Below are 19,385 nucleotides of genomic sequence, written 5' to 3'. Positions count from 1 at the left end.
AAATTATAATAAAAAAGGAAACAGGAGTTCTATATGAAAAAAACAAGTAAAAATAATGATTTTTTAAATGATGTTAGAAGCGATTTATCACCAAAGGTTTATGAAGTTGTATTAAATTTAGTAAATGAAGATAGAGAAGATTTAGCGAAGGATGTAATAAAGATAGACTATCTTTTAGATTATACAAGTAGATGTTTAAAAGCTAAGGATAAAAGAGAAGCTAGAGAAAGTATTGAAAGAGCAAAGATAAGAATAGATAATATTTTAAAAGAAGGTTTTAGTATAGACTATATTGTTTATCTTTATGAAGGGATAAGAAAAAAAGTAAAATAAAATATTAGGAAGGAGATGACGACAAATTGAATATAAAAGATAAAGCATATTATGCATTAAATAAATTTTATGGATATAAAAGCTTTAGAGAAGGACAATTAGAAGTTATAGAAAAAATAGCGTTTAATAAAGATGTTTTCTGTCTTCTTCCAACTGGAGGAGGAAAGTCAGTTTGTTATCAGATTCCTTCTATTATATTAGATGGAGTTACTATAGTTATATCTCCCTTAATCTCTTTAATGAAAGACCAAGTAGATAATTTAAGAGAACTTGGAATAAAGGGAACTTTTATAAATAGTAGTTTAAGCAATGAAAAAATAAAAGAAATACTTAAAGATGCTATGTTTGGAGAATATAAAATAATATATATATCACCTGAGCGTTTAGAATCAGAGTATTTTAAAAAGATGATAAGAGAAATAAGTATATCTCATATTGCAATTGATGAAGCTCATTGTGTTTCAGAATGGGGACATGATTTTAGAAAAAGCTATAGGGCTATAAAACCTTTTTATAATAGTTTAAAAAAGAGACCTGTTATTTCTGCATTTACAGCAACTGCAACAAAGGAAGTAATGGAAGATTCTATAAAACTTTTAGGATTAAATAATCCATACATATATAAAGGAGATATAAATAGAAATAATTTAAAAATATCTGTATTAAAAGAGATAGATAAAGAAGAAGTTAAAGATATAATAAGAGATCATGAAGATGAATCAGGAATAATTTATTGTTCTTCAAGAAAAGAAGTAGATGAACTTTATTATATTTTAAATGATTTAGGATATAGTGTTTTAAAATATCATGGTGGAATGAGTGAAGAGGACAAAGAAAAATCACAAGATGCCTTTTTAGATGAAGAAAAAAATGTAATGATAGCTACAAATGCTTTTGGAATGGGGATAGATAAAAGCAATATAAGATTTATAGTTCATTTTACTATGCCTAAAAATTTAGAGAGCTATTATCAAGAAATAGGCCGTGGAGGAAGGGATGGAACATCTTGTGATTGTTACCTTTTCTATTGTAGAAATGATATAAGTAGAGTTGAATTTTTAATAAATAAAAGTATTCCTTTAAGTAGAAGAGAAATAGCAATTAGGAAACTTCAAAGCATGATTGATTATTGTGAATATGATGATTGTTATAGAGGATTTTTATTAGACTATTTTAATAATGAAAGAAAAATGAATTTTTGCAATAACTGTTCTAACTGCTTAAATTCAGATAAAGCAAGAGATTTTACAAGAGAAGCACAAATAATACTTTCTACAGTTTTTAGAACTAGAGAAAAATTTGGTATATCAGTTTTGGTAGATATTTTAAAAGGAATAAAAGGACCTAAAGTAATAAAATATGAATTAGATAAAGTTACAACTTTTGGTCTTATGAAAGAATATTCTTCAAAATATATAAGAGAAATAATAAATGGACTTTTAGAAATGGGATATGTTTCATTAAAGGAAGGAACATATTCTATGCTAAAATTAAATAATTCTTCTATGAAAGTTTTAAAATCTGAAGAAGATGTATTAATGGTTTTAGAAAGTATTGAAGAAGAGATATTAAATAAAGATTTATATAATGCATTAAAGACTTGGAGACGTATAGTATCTAATAAAGAAGGTGTAAGACCATATATTATTTTTTCAGATACATCTCTTATTAATATAGCTAATATTAAGCCAAAGACTAGGGAAGAACTACTTTCTATAAGAGGAATGGGAGAGAAAAAGTTCGAAAAATATGGGGAAGATATATTAAAGTTAATAAGTAATATGTAAATTAGAGTTAAAAGAATTAGAAAAAAAAGATTTCTAATTCTTTTTTTTGGTATATAAAAGAAAATTTTAAGAATATATTTTAATAAAAAGGAGGGGTATAATATGGATTTTAGAGAATTTATACAAACTGATAGAGAGAATAGAGAAAAAGAAAAATTTAATGGAACATTTTTAGATTACTTAGAGATTGTAAAAAATAATCCAGACATTGTAAAATTATCACATAAAAGATTATATGATAAGATTTCAGAACAAGGTGTAGAAGTTTTAAAAGGTGAAGAAAATTATAAGATAAAAAGAATTTATGGAAATGAAATAATAAGAAAATATGGATTTTTTAAAGATAATTTTTTTGGAATAGATAAAGTTATTATGAAGCTTATGAATTATTTTCATTCAGCAGCAATGCAAGGAGAAGAAGCGAGACAAGTTTTATATCTTGTAGGACCAGTTGGTGCAGGAAAATCTTCACTTGTTGAATCATTAAAAAAAGCATTGGAATCTTGTGAACAAATCTATTCAATAAAAGGATGTCCAATGCATGAAGAGCCTCTTCATCTTATTCCAAAACATTTAAGACCAGATTTTGAAAAAATGTTAGGAGTAAAAATAGAAGGTGATCTATGTCCTGTTTGTAAGTATAGACTTATAAATGAATATGGTGGTAAATATGAAGAAATGCCAATTGAAAAGAAAGGATTTTCTATTCGTTCAAGAAAAGGAATAGGAGTAGTTCCACCAGTTGATCCTAATAATCAAGATACTTCAATTTTAACAGGTTCAATTGATATTTCTAAAATGGATATGTATGCAGAAGATGATCCAAGAATATTCTCTTTAAATGGTGCATTTAATGTTGGAAATAGAGGTATGGTTGAGTTTATAGAAGTATTTAAAAATGATGTTGAATATCTTCATACAATAATTACTGCAACTCAAGAAAAATCAATCCCATCACCAGGAAAAGGCTCAATGATTTATTTTGATGGAGTTATAGTTGCTCACTCAAATGAAGCTGAATGGAATAAATTTAAATCAGATCATACAAATGAAGCTATTTTAGACAGAATAGTAAAAATAGAAGTTCCTTATTGTTTAGAACTTGATGAAGAAATAAAAATTTATGAAAAGATTCTTAAAAAGAGTAATTTTAATGCACACATTGCTCCACATACAATTGAAATTGCAGCTATGTTTGCTATATTAACGAGACTTATGAGTTCAAATAAAGTTGATCCTATAACTAAGCTTAAAATTTATAATGGAGAAGAAATAGTTGAAAAAGGTTCAACAAAGAGAATTGATATTGGAGAGCTTAGAGAAGAAGCTGGTGCTTATGAAGGAATGAAGGGGATTTCAACTAGATTTATAGTTAAGGCTATTGATAATGCACTTTCAAATTCAGAGCATAATTGTATAAATCCATTAAGCATAATGGAAAGTATAATTAAATCTGTTAAGGAAATGGATATTTCTAGTGATGATAAAAAGAAATATCTTGGATTTATTCAAGATACTATAAGAAAAGAATATAATAAAATTCTTGAAAAAGAAATTACTAAAGCATTTATTCATTCATTTAGAGAGCAAGCAGAAAGTCTTTTTAATAATTATATAGATAATGCAGAAGCATTTGTTAATAAAAGTAAAATAAAAGATTCATCAACAGGAGAGGAATTAAATCCTGATGAAGAATTTATGAGAAGTATTGAAGAATATATAGGTGTATCAGAATCTTCAAGTAAAGGCTTTAGAGCTGATGTTACATCTTACATGTTCTATTTAGTAAGAAATGGAGCTAATATTGATTACACATCTTATGAGCCTTTAAAAGAGGCTATAGAAAAGAAACTTATGGCATCTGTAAAAGACCTTTCAAGAATAATAACAAAATCTAGAGTTAGAAATAAAGAGCAAAAAGAAAAATATAATGCTATGGTTGCTGAAATGCAAAACAATGGATATTGCCTACATTGTTGTGATGTAATACTAAAATATGCATCAAATAATCTTTGGAAGGATTAATTTTTAATGGCTATATTTAGAGATAATACAGCAACTCCAGTTGATCATGATAGATCAATTGAAGATAGAAGAAGACATAGACAATTAGTTGAAAAGTCTATAAAGGAAAATTTAGGTGATATTTTATCAGAAGAAAGCATTATAGGTGAGGGAAAAAATAAGAAGTTTAAAATACCTATTAGAGGAATAAAGGAATATCAATTTATATATGGAAAAAATTCTGGTGGAGTGGCATCAGGAACTGGAGAAGAAAAGCGTGGAGATAAAATTGGAAATGGTACGCCTAAATCTGGCAAAGGAAGTGGAAGAGGTGCTGGAAATAGTGAAGGTGATGACATTTATGAAACTGAAATAACATTAGAAGAACTTTTAGATTATATAGTAGAAGATTTAGATTTACCAAATTTAGATAGAAAAAAATATTCTGAAATATTAGTTGAAAGTTCAGGCAGAAAATGTGGTTATCAAAAATATGGAATAAGACCAAGACTTGCTAAAAAGAAAACAGTAATGTCTAAGATAGCTAGAAAACAAGGAAAGAAAAGAGCATTAAGAGAAATTTCAAAAGATATAGATTCTATGGAGAGATTTCCATTTAGAGAAGATGATTTAAGATATTACAGAGTAAAACAAAAACCAAAAAGAGAAAGTAATGCATTAATGATTTTTATAATGGATGTTTCAGGATCTATGGACAGCACAAAAAAATATCTTGCTAGATCATTTTTCTTTGTTTTATCAAGATTTTTAAATAAAAAATACAATAATATAGCTTTTGAATTTATATCTCATACAACTACTGCAAAAATAGTAAATGAATTTGAGTTTTTTCATAAAGCAGAATCTGGTGGAACTTATATTTCAAGTGGAATAGTTAAAGCTTTAGAGCTTATAGAAGAAAAATATCCAGCTGAAATGTGGAACATTTATCCTGTGTACGCCAGTGATGGAGATAACTGGACAGAAGATAATGATAAGGCTATTAAAAGTGTTAAAGAACTTTGTGATATAAGCAATATGTTTGCATATTGTGAGCTTTTACCTTCTACTTATTCTACAACTATGTATTATAGATTTTCAAAGGAAATTGAGAAAGATAATTTTATACCAGTAATAGTTAAAGAAAAGAAAGATTTATGGGAAGCTTTAAAAACAATATTAAATAAAGAGTTAGGGGAGGAGTAAGCTTTGGAATATAACTTAAGAGATTTAGAAGTGTGGAATGAAAAAATTGAAAAAGTTGCTAAAGATTTTGGATTAGATTACTATCCCCAAGAATTTGAAATAATAAGTTTTAATGAAATGATAGGATATGAGGCATATGTAGGTATGCCTTCTAAATATCCTCATTGGAGTTATGGAAAGGCATATGAAAAAAATAAAACATTATATTCTTTAAATATGACAGGACTTCCATATGAAATGGTTATTAATTCAAATCCTTGTCTTGCATATTTAATGAATGAAAATACTTTATTACTTCAAATCCTTACTATTGCCCATGTTTATGGACACAATGATTTCTTTAAAAATAATAGGTTATTTAAAGAAGGAACTAACGCAGAGAGAACTTTAGAAATGTTTAAGTTAGATGCTGAAATAATAAGAAGTTATATAAATAACCCCAATATAGGATATGAAAAAGTAGAGAAAATATTAGATGCAGCTCATTCAATTAGATATTCTATAGGAAGGACTATTGGAGTTAAAGAAATATCTGATAAAGAAATAAGAAGTAGAAGAATAGAGGATTATAAAAAAGAAATAGAAAATAGAGATTTGTTAGATATGTATGAAGAAGTAAGTGTTCCAGAAGTAGATAAAATTCCATTAGAACCTAGAGATGATGTTATGGGATTTATAATTGAATATGGAAAACTTGAAGAATGGGAAAAAAATATTTTAAGAATAGTGAAAAGGGAATCTGAATATTTTCTTCCACAGATAGAAACAAAAACTATAAATGAAGGCTGGGCTTGTTTTTGTCATTATAATATTTTAAAAAGATTAAATCTAGATGAAGGTTTATATTTAGAATTTTTAAAAAGACATAATGATGTTGTGTCTCCTATATTAGGAGGAATGAATCCTTATTATGTTGGATTTAAAATTTTTATGGACCTTTATGAGAAGTATGGAATAGAAAAAGTTTTTGAAGTTAGGAAATTAGAAAGGGATTCATCTTTTATAAGAAGATATTTAACTAAAGAGTTATGTGAAGAATTAAATTTATTCCAATATGGAAAAAAGGTATTTGATTTTGTTGTAGAAGAAGTTGCTGATGAAAAAGGTTGGAAGTCTATAAGAGATAAGATGTCAGAAGAAATGGGAATACAAGGAATTCCACATATAAGAGTAATTGATTTAAATAAAAGAGACTATTGTTTAACTTTAGAGCATGTTTTTGATGGAAGAGAATTGGAAATTTCTTATGCGAAAGAAACTATTAAATATATAGGAAGATTATGGGGATATAAAGTAAAATTAAATACTCAAAACAAAGAGGGAGAAGAATTTACCATAACGTGTAATGAAAAAGGTAAAATTTTAATTACTGAAAGTAACAAAAGAATATAGTATGAATAAGTATATATTATAGCAATCATATAGGAGAAAATCTTTGAAAATTTCAGGTAGCCAAACAGAAAAAAATCTATACAAGACTTTTGCTGGAGAATCAAGAGCTAGAGGAAAATATAATTTATTTAGTGAAAAAGCACGTGAAGAAGGATATATGTGGGTAGCTCAAGTGTTTGATGAAACAGCAGAGAATGAATTTGCTCATTCAAGAGAGGCTTATAAAAGATTTTTAGATAATGTTAGAGATACAGAAGAAAATCTTTTAAATGCTGCTTGTGCAGAATTTGAAGAAACTGAAAGGATATATAAAGAATTTGAAGAAGTGGCTAAGAAAGAGGGCTTTGAAGAGATAGTGACTTTTTATCGCGAACTTAGAGAAGTTGAAGAATCACATAAAGAGAGGTTTTTATTTTTAAGTGAACTTCTAAAGAATAAACAAATGTTTAAGTCTGATTGTAAAAGATTATGGAAGTGCTTAAATTGCGGATATATACATGAAGGATATGAAGCTCCAATTGTTTGTCCACTTTGTAAATATGAAAGAGGATATTTTAGACAAGAAAGTGAATTAAAAAAATGTGAAGGGTGATAATATGTTTTGTAGATTCCCAAAAGAATATTTTTTCAAAGTTGAAAAGGAAGAAGGATTAATAGATTTTGAAGAAGAGTCATCAGATTTAAGAGGTGACGATTTAGAAGATAACATTTATGATGAAAGAACTAAGTGTGCTTGTAAAAAAGGACATGTTAAATATGTTGATGATAAATGTGAAAGTTGTAAAAAAGAACATGTTAAACATGAAGGACATAAATGTGAAGCATGCGAAGGAGAAAAACATAAAAAAGAAACTGAATGTAAGAGTTGCAAAAAAGAGAAAAAAGATGAATATTTTTGTGATGTAAAAGAGTTTGAAATCTATGATATGGCTGATGCAGATTATATTCATGAGTTAGAAAAAGAAGAAAAAAAGTGCAAATGTAATTGTAAATGCAAAGAAGATAGAGAAGAGTAAGATAAGTGTAGGCTGTATCTAATTTAGGTGCAGTCTATATTTATAAATTAATTTTATAGGAGTGGAGTATGGGAAAGCATTTAATGGATACTCAATATGAGGACTTAATGAATTTAACTGAGCTTTTAAAAAGATTAGTAGATTCATATAGACTTCTTATAGGAGGAGCTGCTGAATTGAATAATATTTACCCTAGAAAAAAGTCAGATGTTGAAGATGCATTAGACAGAGTTGATGAAGTTGGAGAGGTAATTGATGATTTAATAAAAGTTATTGAAACGCATGGAGAAAAATATCTTGAATATATACATCTTAAAAATAAAGTTATAAATACAAAATATGAAAAGAAAATAATGGAAAAGGAAATAAATAATGTAATTCAAACAGAAATAAATGATGAATTATATTTTCAAAATAATCAAATAGGACGAGAAAATGATGAAGAATAAAAAAAGCAGAGATATAATCTCTGCTATTTTATAGTTTTTTAAGTTTTATATTACTAACCATTAAATATGAACCTATTATCATAAGAATTACTGTTAATAAAACAGGTAATTTAACGTATAGAGATATAATTGCATAAACTGCCATAAAGCAACCAGCAACAGTTATTGGAATACCTCTAAAATTTCCATCGAATGTAGATACATTATATCTTGCAAGTCTAAATGCACCACAAATAGGAAATGCTAAAAGAATAGCGTAGCCTAATATACCTTTTGGCCCTAATTGGCTAAAATCAAATAATACAAATATTAATATTGATGGAGCCACTCCAAAAGACACTAGGTCAGCTAGAGAATCTAATTCTTTTCCTAATTCACTAGATACATTTAAGTATCTTGCAACTCTTCCATCATATCTATCAACAAGTGCAGCTAATATGATAAAAATAGCAGCTTGAAGATATCTTTCATCAAAAACGGATAATAAAGATAATACCCCACAAGATAAATTTATAAATGTAAATATATTAGGAATACAACTTTTTTTCATATAATCACTCCTAAAATTTATATATAACCTACATTGAATAATTATATCATAGATAATTTTATAATATAAGAGAAATTTTATAGTTTAAGAATATCTTTAGATAAAAATGTTATTATATAAAAATAATATAAATAAATATATATAATAAGGTTTGATAAAATCTCGACAATAAAATTTAATAATGATATAATTCTAAAATAGTGTAGCTTATAAGGGAGGAAAAACATGAAAAAGGTAAGGTTCATATATAATCCTTATTCAGGAGAAGGCGTAATACTACAAAAATTAGACAAGGTTATTGAAATACATCAAAAAGCAGGATATACAATATGTCCTTATAGAATTGAAAGAGGTCGCAATATAGAAGAAGCTTTTGATTCAATTGATGAATATTATGAATATATTCTTGTTGCAGGTGGAGATGGAACTGTAGATTCAGTTGTAAATATTATGATGAAAAAAAATATAAACTTACCACTTGGAATACTTCCAGTAGGAACAGCAAATGATTTTGGTAAATTATTAGATATTCCGGCAGATGTAGAAGAAGCATGTAAAAGAATAGTATCAACTGTAGAACCTCGTTTAATAGACATAGGTAAAATAAATGATAAGTATTTTGTTAATGTAGCTAGTACTGGATTATTTACAGATGTTTCTCAAAAAGTAGATATAAATTTAAAAAATACACTTGGTAAATTAGCATATTATCTAAAAGGAATAGATGAAATAAAAAACTTTAGAAAATTAAAAGTTAAATTAACTTCTAACGAATATAATTATGAAGGATATATGTATCTAATGTTAATGTTCAATGGAAAAACTGCTGGAAATTTAAATATAGCAAGTAGGTCTGATGTTGAAGATGGTAAATTAGATGTTGTTTTATTTAAACCAGTGCCAATAATTGAAGTTTTACCACTTTTCTTAAAAGTTTTAAGAGGAGAGCATTTAGATTCAAAAAAAGTAATTTACTTTAAAACAGATAGTCTTTTAGTGGAATGTGAAGAAGATATTGTTACAGATATTGATGGAGAAAAAGGTCCAGATTTTCCACTTCAAGTTAAATGTATAAAAGGTGGATTAAAAGTTTTAGGAATAAATTAAAAAGAATAATAATAAGTATAAATAACAATTATGTAATGAGGAGGAAGACCATTTTGAGTTTTATCTATTATACAATATTGCTGTTTATACTTTTTTTAATTTTAAATTTAATAATGAAAAACGAAGAAAAATCACCGAAGAAATTAAAGATGTACTTCAGAATAGCTTTAGGAGTATTTTTAATTAGATACTTAACACTTCTTTTAATATGCCTTTTAAAAAATGTTGAAACTGTATATTTATTTAAAAATTTTGTTTATCTAAATTATCTTTCTATACCATTAGTAGTTCTTGCACTATTTTTTATATATTTAAGATTTGATAATTTATCATTTAATATTATTTATGGAATAGGATCTATATTAATTTGTTTATATATTATAGGAATGGTATTTAGTACAGGAATAGTAACTTTAGATATAAATTTTGGATATATAATGCAATTGAAATATGGCGAATTTATTACTGCTATTATTGTAATAATATTAGGTCTTTTCTTAGTATTTAGTGTTATATTTATAGACAAGCCTAATATTAATAAAAAGGGAATATGTAGTTTAATATTAATACTTATTGTAATATTAGTTGAAAATATTTTGATACTTATGAAATTTAGCATATTACCATATACAATAATAAGTGAATTTATATTTTTAATAATAGTAGAAAGAGCGATTGGTGGATTTAAAAAAGTTAAGAGATAAAATAAATGAAAAGGCTTTAATCACTTTTAATTTGTCCTTATATATACTATAATTAATTATATAACATGTAATATTAGTAGCATTTAATGGCTTTTTTAAGAAAGCCATTTTTTATGTAGATTTATAAATAAAGGTGGTGTTTTTAAATGGAGGGTGGACCTCATATGAATAAAGAAAATCCAAAACCCAAAAAATACTTTAGAGAAAAACCTCTGTTTAAAAATTAATTTTTAAATAAGTTTCTCTAAAGATAATAAGGAGGAACTATTTATGAAAAGATTATCAGTATTTTCATTTACAGATATATTAGGAAATAAAATGTATGATGAATTTGGAGATGTTCTTGGTATATTGAGGGATATTTATGTAACAACAGAACAAGGATATCCGAGAATAATAGGATATAAAGTTAAAAGAGATGGAATAACTTATCACTTTGAATTTAGAACTATACAATATTTCTCTAATGATGGAAAAATAATAATTAAAACAAAAGGAAGTAAAGAAATACTTCCAAGAACATACTCATATCTTTTATCAAGACATCTTTTAGATAAAAAGATTGTTGATATAAATGGTAAAAAAGTAGTAAGAGTTGATAATTTAAGAATAGCTGAAATAGCTGGTGAATATAGAGTTGTAGCAGTAGAAACAGGTGGACTTAATAAATATAGAAAGTTTAAATTGGATAGATTTATGAAGTTCATATATAAACTTTTAAGAAAAAATATTGATGGAACAGTTCTTATGTGGGATGATGTTGAATCTTTAGAAATGGTAAATAACAATTTAAAATTACAAGTACCATTTCAAAAGCTTTCAAAACTACACCCAGCAGACTTAGCAGATATTTTAGAAGAACTTGATACAAATTCAAGAAAACAAGTTTTTGAATCTTTAGATGAAGATTTAGCAGCAGATACTTTAGAAGAACTTGAACAAGAATATAAAGGTCAAGTAATAAAAGAATTATCAGAAACAAAAACAGCTGAGCTTTTAGAGAATATGGCAAGTGATGAAATTGCAGACATATTAGATGACCTTGATGAAGAAGAAAGAGAAAAAATTCTTGTAAATCTTGAAAAAGAAGATGCAGAAGAAGTAAAAGAACTTTTAGAATATGAAGATGAGACTGTAGGAAGTGTTATGACAAAAGATTTTATATCATTAAATTTAGATGTTACAGTATCTGAAACAGTTGAAATTTTAAAAGAGATGAAACCTGATGAAGAAGAAATGTATTATATTTATATAACTGATAATGAAGATAGAATAAAGGGAGTAATATCTTTAAGAAATTTAATCTTGAGTCCTGGAAATGAAAAATTAAAGAATATAATGAGTGACAATTTTCAAACTCTTCAACATGAAGATGGAATAGAAAGTGCAATTGAGCTTTCTAGTAAATATGATCTTTTATCTGTGCCAGTTGTAGATGAAAAAGAAATTTTAGTAGGAATAATAATTATACATGATATTATAGATGAATATTTATATCCAACTTGGAAAAAGAAGAACAGAAAGTTAAAAGATTAATGAATTAGTTAATAAAAATATATGTTATTGACAATTGAATTTATAAGAATATAATTTTAGATAATGAAATAAATTAAATAAGCTAGGGGTGCCTTTTAGGCTGAGAGATATATTTAAATATTAACCCTTGAACCTGTATGGATAATGCCAGCGAAGGGAAGCAAATCTAAAATTAGAATTATGATGCAAATTTAAAAGCTATATCCGTATAGGATATAGCTTTTTTTATATAAAACAAAAGATGAATGGGGGATATACCATGGGAATAGCAATTGTAGTTATAGGAATTGCACTTTTATTACTATATTTTTGGGATTTAAGAAAGGAGAAGTTTACTACAAGGAAAATTGTATTAATAGGATTATTTGCAGCAATATCAATTGTATTGTATATGATACCTCTAATAAAATATCCTCAAGGAGGAGGAATAACTTTATTTTCAATGTTACCAGTAATGCTTTTAGGAGTAATATATGGAAGAAGAGAAGCATTAACTTGTGGACTTATATTTGGTTTTTTAAAAATTATTGGTGGTGGAGGAATAATAAATCCAGCAGAATTTTTATTAGATTATACACTATCAACAATGGTAATTGGACTTTCAGGAATGTTTGGAACAGATAAAAAATGGAAAATTTTCTTGGGATGTATAGTAGTTGGCTTTATAGCAGCAGGTTTAAATACTTTATCAGGAGTTTTATACTATGCACAATATGCTCCAAAAGGAATGAATATTTGGGTTTATTCAATAGTATATAATTATTCAAGTACAGGTGTTGAAGCCTTAATAACAAGTATATTCATGATGATTTTACCTATTAAAATGTTAAAAGAGAGAATAGGAAAATAAAATTATTTAATATATTAAATAAAAAATATATGTTGACAAATGATGATATAAGAATATAATAAATTATATAAAGCATATCGAAATAGTAAGAATTAAAAGCTAAGAAAAAGAAGAGTAGTTTAAAAGAAGAATTTCAGAGAGAGGGGAGTGCTGGAAACCCTTATTTAGATTTTAAATGAAGTGCCCTTTGGAGCTTAAACTCAGAAATAAAGTATGAGTTTACGGGAGTGCCCGTTATAGTAATAAAGCATGTTAGTGCTTGAATAAAGGTGGAATTATTGTTTTTAATTCAATTAGAGTGGGACCGCGAAAATACTTCGTCTCTATAAGTTTTATAGAGGTGGAGTTTTTTTTTACAAAAATAAATTTAATTGAAAAGGAGAAATGAGAAAATGATTTATAATAACATTATAGAAATGATAGGAAATACACCAATATTAAAAGTTAATAATTTAACTGATGAAAATAGTGCTGAAGTTTACGTAAAATTAGAAAAATTTAATGTAGGTGGAAGTGTAAAAGATAGAGCAGCTCTTGGAATGATTGAAAAGGCAGAAGAATTAGGTTTATTAAAAAAAGGTTCAGTAATAGTTGAACCTACTAGTGGAAATACAGGAATAGCAATTGCTATGATTGGAAAACTAAAAGGATATAAAGTAATAATAGTTATGCCTGATACTATGTCTAAAGAAAGAAGAAGTCTTATTAAAGCTTATGGAGCAGAACTTCTTTTAACAGAAGGAGCAAAAGGAATGAAAGGTGCTATTGAAAAAGCAAATGAGCTTGGTAAAAAAGATGGATATTTTATTCCTCAACAATTTGAAAATGTAGCTAATCCTGAAAAGCATTATGAAACAACTGCTGAAGAAATATATAAAGATATTCCTGATTTAGATTATTTTATAGCTAGTGTTGGAACTGGAGGAACATTAACAGGAATAGCTAAAAATTTAAAAAGTAAATTACCAAATTTAAAAACTATTGCTGTAGAACCAGAAAAATCACCAGTTTTAAGTGGAGGAAAACCAGGTCCACATAAAATTCAAGGAATTGGAGCAGGATTTGTACCTTCAATTTATGAAGAAAAATATGTAGATGAAGTAAGAACTGTAAGTGATGAGGATGCATATGATATTGCAAAGAGATTTGGAATAGAAGAAGGTGCATTAGTAGGAATTTCAAGTGGAGCTGCTATAAAAGTTGCTTTAGACTTAGCTAAGAAAGTTGGTAAAGGTAAAAAAATATTAGTTATTGCTCCTGATGGAGGAGAAAAATATATATCAACAGGATTATATGATTAATTAAATTTAAAATCTAATTTTAACAGGAGGATAAAGCGGTGTTTAATAATTTAAAATATGGCTTAAATAGAATTTTAAAAGAAGATCCAGCCGCTAGAAGTAAGCTAGAAGTATTTATTCTATATCCATGTGTGCATGTAATGATTTTTTATAGAATTTCAAATAAACTATATAGAAAAAAGTGGTTTTTTCTAGGAAGGCTAATATCACAAATAGGAAGATTTTTAACAGGAATTGAAATACATCCAGGTGCTACTATAGGAAGAGGATTATTTATAGATCATGGAATGGGAGTAGTTATTGGTGAAACAGCTGAAATTGGAGATGACGTTACTATATATCATGGAGTTACTTTAGGTGGAACTGGAAAAGATACAGGTAAAAGACATCCAACTATTGGGAATAATGTTATTATAGGAAGTGGAGCTAAAGTTTTAGGTCCTATTAATATTGGAAATAATGTTAAAATAGGAGCAAATTCAGTTGTTCTAAAAGATATTGCAGATAATAAAACAGCAGTTGGGATACCTGCAAAAGTAATAGAAAAATTAAATAACAATAATATTATTGAAATAGAGGACTTTACAGGTAAAAAGAAAAAAATATATAATGATATGATTATATAGTTTATTTAAAAGAAAAGGATAAAAATATGGATAGAGGAGAAATTTTAGAGTTTTGTAAAACATTAAAATTAGATTTAGTTGGTTTTGTGAAAATGAGAAAATTCATAGAGCTTGAAGATTTATTTTTGAAAAGAAAAGAATGGAAAGCTGAAAATGAATTTGAAGAAAATGATATAAAGAAAAGGATAGATCATTTTACGTATATGGAAGATGGGAAAACTATAATATCTATAGCTTTCCCTTACTTCTTTTACGAGAATGGAGAAGAAAATGGATTTTCAGTTTACACAAAGGGAATAGATTATCATAGAGTTGTACATTCATATTTAGATAAAATATGTAAGTTTATAGAAGAAAAAGGTGGAAAAGCAATACCTTTAGTAGATAGTAATACTTTACCTGAAAGGTATATTGCTTATTTATCTGGAATAGGATTTATAGGGAAAAATAATATGCTTATAACTAAAAGGTACGGATCTTATGTATTTTTAGGGGAAATTATTACTGATTTAGAATTAGTAGAAAAAGAAGAGAGAAATTTAGAAACTCTTTTAAAATATTCTGAATGTGGAGATTGTGAAATTTGTTATAAAGAATGTCCTACTAAAGCTATAAATAGATTTAGAAAAAATACAAATATTTGTGTTTCTTACTTAACTCAAAAAAAAGAGTTAACAGATAAAGAAATAAGTCTTTTAAATGGAAGAATATTTGGATGTGATAGTTGTCAAAAGAAATGTATTTATAATAAAGAAGTAGAAGAAAGTAAAATACCTGAATTTAAACCATTAAATTTTATGAAAGTAGAAAATTTAGAAAATATAATAAACATGAATAATAGAATATTTAAAGAAAGTTTTAAAAATACATCCTGTGGCTGGAGAGGAAAAAATATTTTAATAAGAAATGCAATAATAAGAAAAAGAAAATGCAAACATGAGGACATAAAAGATTTAAAAAGTGAGTCACCATACATAAAAGGTTACATTGATAGACTTTTATAAATTTCTATCATATAATAAAGTTGAAGAAAATTCATAGGAAGAGGTGTAGAGGGAGATGTTATCACCGTTTGCTAAAAAAATAATAACTAGCTTACCTACAGGTTTAATGGTCTTTTTCGGGAAAAAAATAACTGATGGATATATAAGAAAGCATGCTAATTTAAAAGTTGAAGGTTTAGAAAAAATTAAAAAAATTGAAGGACCAAAACTTTTTATATGCAATCATTTAAGTAATTCAGATGGATTAGTTTTAAATAAAATTTTAAAAGAGGATTTTGATCCATATTTTATAGCAGGAAAAAAATTATCAGATGATCCTATAACTAATATAGGAATGGAAATGGTTAAAAATATTCCAATTAAACCTAATACAGCTGATAAGGAAGCTATGACTAAAATGGTTAAAACATTAAAGAATGGGGAAAATATAATGATATTCCCAGAAGGTACAAGAAGTAGAACAGGTGCCATGATAGAAGGGAAAAAAGGAATACTTCTTTTAACAAGAATGACTAAGGCTACTATAATTCCAATAGGGATGTCTGGTACTGAGAAGCTATTACCAATAAGTGATAATAAAGATATGGGTGAAGAAAAATGGCAAGATGCAGATGTAACTGTAAAATTTGGAGACCCAGTAATTTTAGATAAAAAAGGAAAAGATGAAGATAAGCATGACTATGATAATAGATGCATGTACACAATGATGAAAGCTATTGCAAATCTTTTACCAGAAAGTTATAGAGGAGTTTATAAATAGCCTTTAGAATTAGAGGTGAAATAAATGAAAAAGAGAACGAAGGAAATATTAGAAATTTTAAAGGAAACTTATCCAGATGCAAAATGTGAGTTAAATTATGAAACTCCATTTCAATTGCTTGTAGCAACTTGTCTATCTGCCCAAACTACTGATGTTAAAGTTAACCAAGTTACAGATACGTTATTTAAAGATTATCCAGATTTAGATAGTTTCTTAACTTTAACTAATGAGCAAATAGAAGAAAGAATAAAATCTATAGGATTATATAGAAATAAAGCTAAAAATTTAGTACTTATGTGTAAGCAATTAAAAGAAAAGTTTAATGGAGAAGTTCCAAAGACTATGGAAGGAATAACTTCTCTTGCGGGAGCAGGAAGAAAGACTGCAAATGTAGTTTTATCAAATGCATTTGGAGTTCCTTCAATTGCAGTAGATACTCATGTTTTTAGAGTTTCTAATAGACTAGATCTTGCTGATTCTGATAATGTTTTAGAAGTTGAAAAACAATTACAAAAAGAATTACCAAAAGAAGAATGGTCACTTACACATCATCTTTTAATTTTTCATGGAAGAAGATGTTGTATTGCAAGAAAGCCAAAATGTTTTGAATGCCCATTAAATACTATTTGTAAATGGGAAGATAAAAAAGATTATATGTAAAAATACCACATAGATTTTATCTATGTGGTATTTTTTATTTTAATTCTTGAATTTTATTTTTTTCTTCAATATTTTGGTCAAGTTTTTTATTGTATAAGAACATATAGAACGATGCACCAAGTACAATAATATATCCTATAATACTCCAAACATCAGGGATTTGATTAAATAATAAGAAACCAATAAGTGCTGTGAATATTATTTGAGAATAATTGTATATTGAAATTTCTTTAGCTGGAGCATATTTATATGCAGCTGTTAATGCAAATTGTGCTACTGAAGCAACTACACCTGCCATAAGTAAATAAAATAACTCTATAGGAGTAAAAGGCTTAAAATCTGCAATAACAAATGGAGCAGTTGCTACTATTGAAAAGAATGAAAAGAAAAATACAATAGTAGGTCCATTTTCACGACCACCTAAATATCTAACAAAAGTATATGCGGCTCCAGCACATAAAGCAGAAGAAACTCCTACAAGAGAAGGTATTACAGTAAGACTAAAAGTAGGTCTTATAATAAATAAACTTCCAAAAAATGCAACACATAAAATTATTACCTGTTTTTTTGTTATTTTTTCTTTCAAGAATAAGAAGGAAAATATTACAACAAAGAAAGGTGAAAGGTTATTTAACATGTTAGCATCAGAAAGTATAAGTCTATCTATAGCATAATAATTTGCTATTATTCCTAAAGTACCAAATAAAGCTCTCAGAATTAAATATTTTCTATTTTCACTTTTACCAAATAATCTGTCACCACTTTTTCTAATTAAATAGAATGCAACAGCACAACTTACTAAATTTCTAAAAAAGCTTTTTTCTACAGATGGAATATTATTTCCAGCAAGCTTAACAAAAGTTGACATAGCTGCAAATGAAAGAGCTGAAATTATAATAAGAATTATTGCTTTGTTTTTATTTTTCATAAAGTATCTCCTTTGTAAATATAGTTAAAAATAATTATACCACTTATATTATAGTTTAAATAAATAATAATTGTTATAAAATATAGGTTTTAATTTGAAAAAATATTTTATCTAAAAAGAAAAAATTAGCAAATATGTATTTTAAATGAATAAAATGGTATAATGATAAATATTTACTTGATGATATAATGGGGGATTAAAAAGTATGAAAATAGGAATTATAATGGGAGGAATTTCTTCAGAAAGGGAAATATCTATAAAAAGTGGAGAATCAATATTTAAAAATATAAATAAAGAAAAATATGATGTAGTTAAAATTATTATAGATGAAAAAGAAGATATAATAACAAAAGTAAAAAAAGAAAATATTGATTTTGCACTATTAGCATTACATGGTCAATTTGGGGAAGATGGAACTGTTCAAGCAGTTTTACAAGCAATGGGAATAAAATATTCTGGTTGTGGACCTTTAAGTAGTGCTGCATGTATGGATAAAGATATGACAAAAAGCCTTTTAAAAGCAGAAGGAATAAGAACAGCTAAATGGATAAATTTAAAATCAATAGAAGAGTTAGATTATAAAAAGATAGAGGAATTAGGATATCCTGTATTTATAAAGCCAACTCATGGAGGTTCAAGTGTAGCAACTTATTTTATTAAAAGAAAAGAAGAAGTTTTAAAAGCAGTTGAAGAAGGATTTAAAGTAGATACAGAAGTTATGATTGAAGAGTTTATAAAAGGTGAAGAAATAACTTGTCCGATAATTAAAGATAAAGTTTATCCTATATTAGCAATAGAGCCTACATCAGAATTTTTTGATTTTGAATCAAAATATAAAGATGGAGGAGCTAAAGAATATATAGTTCAGTTAGATGAAGAGTTAAAAAATGAAGTTGAAGATATGGCGTTAAGAACATATAAAGCTTTAAAATGTTCTGTATATGCAAGAGTTGACTTTATTGTTACAAAAGAAAAGGTTCCATATATTTTAGAAGTTAATACATTGCCAGGAATGACTGAAAATAGTCTTTTCCCTAAAAGTGCATTAGGATTGAATATGAGCTATTCAGATTTAGTAGATAAAATAATAGAAGAATCTTTAAATGAAAAAAGATAAATAAAAAAATTAAATTTGTAGATAAAAAGACTTTTTATAAATAAAAAAGTCTTTT

General features: G+C 26.5%; 20 protein-coding genes, 1 riboswitch and 1 other annotated feature. Of the genes, 18 read left to right on the top strand and 2 right to left on the bottom strand.

The features are described from left to right. Positions 1-33 precede the first annotated feature (33 nt). From HMPREF1092_RS08940 to HMPREF1092_RS08905, 8 genes are all read left to right on the top strand, one after another. A complete protein-coding gene (locus HMPREF1092_RS08940; RefSeq protein ID WP_002598345.1) occupies positions 34-333 on the top strand; it encodes a hypothetical protein in 300 nt (99 codons plus the stop codon). A 26-nt stretch (positions 334-359) separates the two neighbouring features. Then, positions 360-2,120, top strand: coding sequence for a DNA helicase RecQ (gene recQ / locus HMPREF1092_RS08935; protein WP_002598344.1), 1,761 nt, complete (start codon positions 360-362; stop codon positions 2,118-2,120). A 102-nt stretch (positions 2,121-2,222) separates the two neighbouring features. Beyond that, complete coding sequence (locus HMPREF1092_RS08930; RefSeq protein WP_002598343.1) at positions 2,223-4,145, top strand: PrkA family serine protein kinase; 1,923 nt, start codon at positions 2,223-2,225, stop codon at positions 4,143-4,145. Between the two features lie 6 nt (positions 4,146-4,151). Next, positions 4,152-5,330: a sporulation protein YhbH gene (gene yhbH / locus HMPREF1092_RS08925; RefSeq protein WP_002598342.1), complete on the top strand. Its 1,179-nt coding sequence runs from the start codon at positions 4,152-4,154 to the stop codon at positions 5,328-5,330. 3 nt (positions 5,331-5,333) lie between these two features. Then, positions 5,334-6,722, top strand: a complete 1,389-nt coding sequence (locus HMPREF1092_RS08920; RefSeq protein WP_002598341.1) for a SpoVR family protein — start codon at positions 5,334-5,336, stop codon at positions 6,720-6,722. 43 nt (positions 6,723-6,765) lie between these two features. Next, positions 6,766-7,314, top strand: coding sequence for a rubrerythrin family protein (locus HMPREF1092_RS08915; RefSeq protein ID WP_002598340.1), 549 nt, complete (start codon positions 6,766-6,768; stop codon positions 7,312-7,314). Next, positions 7,304-7,738, top strand: coding sequence for a hypothetical protein (locus tag HMPREF1092_RS08910; protein WP_207637625.1), 435 nt, complete (start codon positions 7,304-7,306; stop codon positions 7,736-7,738). The genes HMPREF1092_RS08915 and HMPREF1092_RS08910 overlap by 11 nt, the downstream gene beginning before the upstream one ends. Before the next feature lie 68 nt (positions 7,739-7,806). Further along, positions 7,807-8,187 (top strand): hypothetical protein, encoded by a 381-nt coding sequence (locus HMPREF1092_RS08905; protein WP_002598338.1) that lies wholly within the window; start codon positions 7,807-7,809, stop codon positions 8,185-8,187. Positions 8,188-8,215: 28 nt separating this feature from the next. Here HMPREF1092_RS08905 and pssA read toward each other — a convergent pair whose 3' ends face one another. Next, positions 8,216-8,737 carry a CDP-diacylglycerol--serine O-phosphatidyltransferase gene (gene pssA / locus HMPREF1092_RS08900; RefSeq protein WP_002598337.1) on the bottom strand — a complete coding sequence of 174 codons (522 nt, stop codon included), beginning with the start codon at positions 8,735-8,737 and terminating at the stop codon, positions 8,216-8,218. Between the two features lie 225 nt (positions 8,738-8,962). Here pssA and HMPREF1092_RS08895 point away from each other — a divergent pair, with 225 nt between their 5' ends. The 9 genes from HMPREF1092_RS08895 (at position 8,963) to nth (ending at position 17,285) form a co-directional block, all read left to right on the top strand. Continuing rightward, entirely contained in the window at positions 8,963-9,844 is an 882-nt protein-coding gene (locus HMPREF1092_RS08895; RefSeq protein ID WP_002598336.1) for a YegS/Rv2252/BmrU family lipid kinase, read from the top strand. Positions 9,845-9,897: 53 nt separating this feature from the next. Beyond that, on the top strand, positions 9,898-10,548 hold the full coding sequence (locus HMPREF1092_RS08890) for a hypothetical protein (protein ID WP_002598335.1): 651 nt from the start codon (positions 9,898-9,900) through the stop codon (positions 10,546-10,548). Between the two features lie 270 nt (positions 10,549-10,818). Beyond that, on the top strand, positions 10,819-12,084 hold the full coding sequence (locus HMPREF1092_RS08885; protein ID WP_002598334.1) for a magnesium transporter: 1,266 nt from the start codon (positions 10,819-10,821) through the stop codon (positions 12,082-12,084). 74 nt (positions 12,085-12,158) lie between these two features. Further along, positions 12,159-12,260, top strand: a riboswitch (TPP riboswitch). An 83-nt stretch (positions 12,261-12,343) separates the two neighbouring features. Further along, on the top strand, positions 12,344-12,934 hold the full coding sequence (thiT, locus tag HMPREF1092_RS08880; RefSeq protein WP_002598333.1) for an energy-coupled thiamine transporter ThiT: 591 nt from the start codon (positions 12,344-12,346) through the stop codon (positions 12,932-12,934). 92 nt (positions 12,935-13,026) lie between these two features. Further along, positions 13,027-13,262 (top strand) — a binding site (T-box leader). Positions 13,263-13,326: 64 nt separating this feature from the next. Beyond that, the gene (gene cysK, locus HMPREF1092_RS08875) at positions 13,327-14,235 is read left to right on the top strand and encodes a cysteine synthase A (RefSeq protein WP_002598332.1); all 909 of its coding nucleotides are present in this window, start codon (positions 13,327-13,329) and stop codon (positions 14,233-14,235) included. Positions 14,236-14,273: 38 nt separating this feature from the next. Continuing rightward, positions 14,274-14,861, top strand: a complete 588-nt coding sequence (gene epsC, locus HMPREF1092_RS08870) for a serine O-acetyltransferase EpsC (protein ID WP_002598331.1) — start codon at positions 14,274-14,276, stop codon at positions 14,859-14,861. 26 nt (positions 14,862-14,887) lie between these two features. Then, the gene (gene queG / locus HMPREF1092_RS08865) at positions 14,888-15,865 is read left to right on the top strand and encodes a tRNA epoxyqueuosine(34) reductase QueG (RefSeq protein WP_002598330.1); all 978 of its coding nucleotides are present in this window, start codon (positions 14,888-14,890) and stop codon (positions 15,863-15,865) included. 55 nt (positions 15,866-15,920) lie between these two features. Then, positions 15,921-16,625, top strand: a complete 705-nt coding sequence (locus HMPREF1092_RS08860) for a lysophospholipid acyltransferase family protein (protein ID WP_002598329.1) — start codon at positions 15,921-15,923, stop codon at positions 16,623-16,625. A 24-nt stretch (positions 16,626-16,649) separates the two neighbouring features. Further along, a complete protein-coding gene (gene nth, locus HMPREF1092_RS08855; RefSeq protein WP_002598328.1) occupies positions 16,650-17,285 on the top strand; it encodes an endonuclease III in 636 nt (211 codons plus the stop codon). Positions 17,286-17,319: 34 nt separating this feature from the next. On the opposite strand, the gene HMPREF1092_RS08850 is transcribed toward nth, so the two are convergent. Then, entirely contained in the window at positions 17,320-18,213 is an 894-nt protein-coding gene (locus HMPREF1092_RS08850) for a DMT family transporter (protein WP_002598327.1), read from the bottom strand. Between the two features lie 205 nt (positions 18,214-18,418). Here HMPREF1092_RS08850 and HMPREF1092_RS08845 point away from each other — a divergent pair, with 205 nt between their 5' ends. Further along, positions 18,419-19,330: a D-alanine--D-alanine ligase gene (locus tag HMPREF1092_RS08845; RefSeq protein WP_002598326.1), complete on the top strand. Its 912-nt coding sequence runs from the start codon at positions 18,419-18,421 to the stop codon at positions 19,328-19,330. Positions 19,331-19,385: the final 55 nt, after the last annotated feature.

This window comes from Clostridium thermobutyricum, assembly GCF_000371465.1.
GTDB classification, from domain to species: domain Bacteria; phylum Bacillota; class Clostridia; order Clostridiales; family Clostridiaceae; genus Clostridium; species Clostridium thermobutyricum.
Note: the sequence above shows the minus strand (reverse complement) of the source record. Positions and strands in the feature narration are given on the sequence as shown.

Bases quoted from the DNA above. Each gene is read 5' to 3' on its own strand.
- HMPREF1092_RS08940 (WP_002598345.1), top strand. From the start codon at position 34: ATGAAAAAAACAAGTAAAAATAATGATTTTTTAAATGATGTTAGAAGC.
- HMPREF1092_RS08930 (WP_002598343.1), top strand. From the start codon at position 2,223: ATGGATTTTAGAGAATTTATACAAACTGATAGAGAGAATAGAGAAAAA.
- yhbH (WP_002598342.1), top strand. From the start codon at position 4,152: ATGGCTATATTTAGAGATAATACAGCAACTCCAGTTGATCATGATAGA.
- HMPREF1092_RS08905 (WP_002598338.1), top strand. From the start codon at position 7,807: ATGGGAAAGCATTTAATGGATACTCAATATGAGGACTTAATGAATTTA.
- pssA (WP_002598337.1), bottom strand. From the start codon at position 8,737: ATGAAAAAAAGTTGTATTCCTAATATATTTACATTTATAAATTTATCT.
- HMPREF1092_RS08895 (WP_002598336.1), top strand. From the start codon at position 8,963: ATGAAAAAGGTAAGGTTCATATATAATCCTTATTCAGGAGAAGGCGTA.
- HMPREF1092_RS08885 (WP_002598334.1), top strand. From the start codon at position 10,819: ATGAAAAGATTATCAGTATTTTCATTTACAGATATATTAGGAAATAAA.
- thiT (WP_002598333.1), top strand. From the start codon at position 12,344: ATGGGAATAGCAATTGTAGTTATAGGAATTGCACTTTTATTACTATAT.
- cysK (WP_002598332.1), top strand. From the start codon at position 13,327: ATGATTTATAATAACATTATAGAAATGATAGGAAATACACCAATATTA.
- queG (WP_002598330.1), top strand. From the start codon at position 14,888: ATGGATAGAGGAGAAATTTTAGAGTTTTGTAAAACATTAAAATTAGAT.
- HMPREF1092_RS08860 (WP_002598329.1), top strand. From the start codon at position 15,921: ATGTTATCACCGTTTGCTAAAAAAATAATAACTAGCTTACCTACAGGT.
- nth (WP_002598328.1), top strand. From the start codon at position 16,650: ATGAAAAAGAGAACGAAGGAAATATTAGAAATTTTAAAGGAAACTTAT.
- HMPREF1092_RS08850 (WP_002598327.1), bottom strand. From the start codon at position 18,213: ATGAAAAATAAAAACAAAGCAATAATTCTTATTATAATTTCAGCTCTT.
- HMPREF1092_RS08845 (WP_002598326.1), top strand. From the start codon at position 18,419: ATGAAAATAGGAATTATAATGGGAGGAATTTCTTCAGAAAGGGAAATA.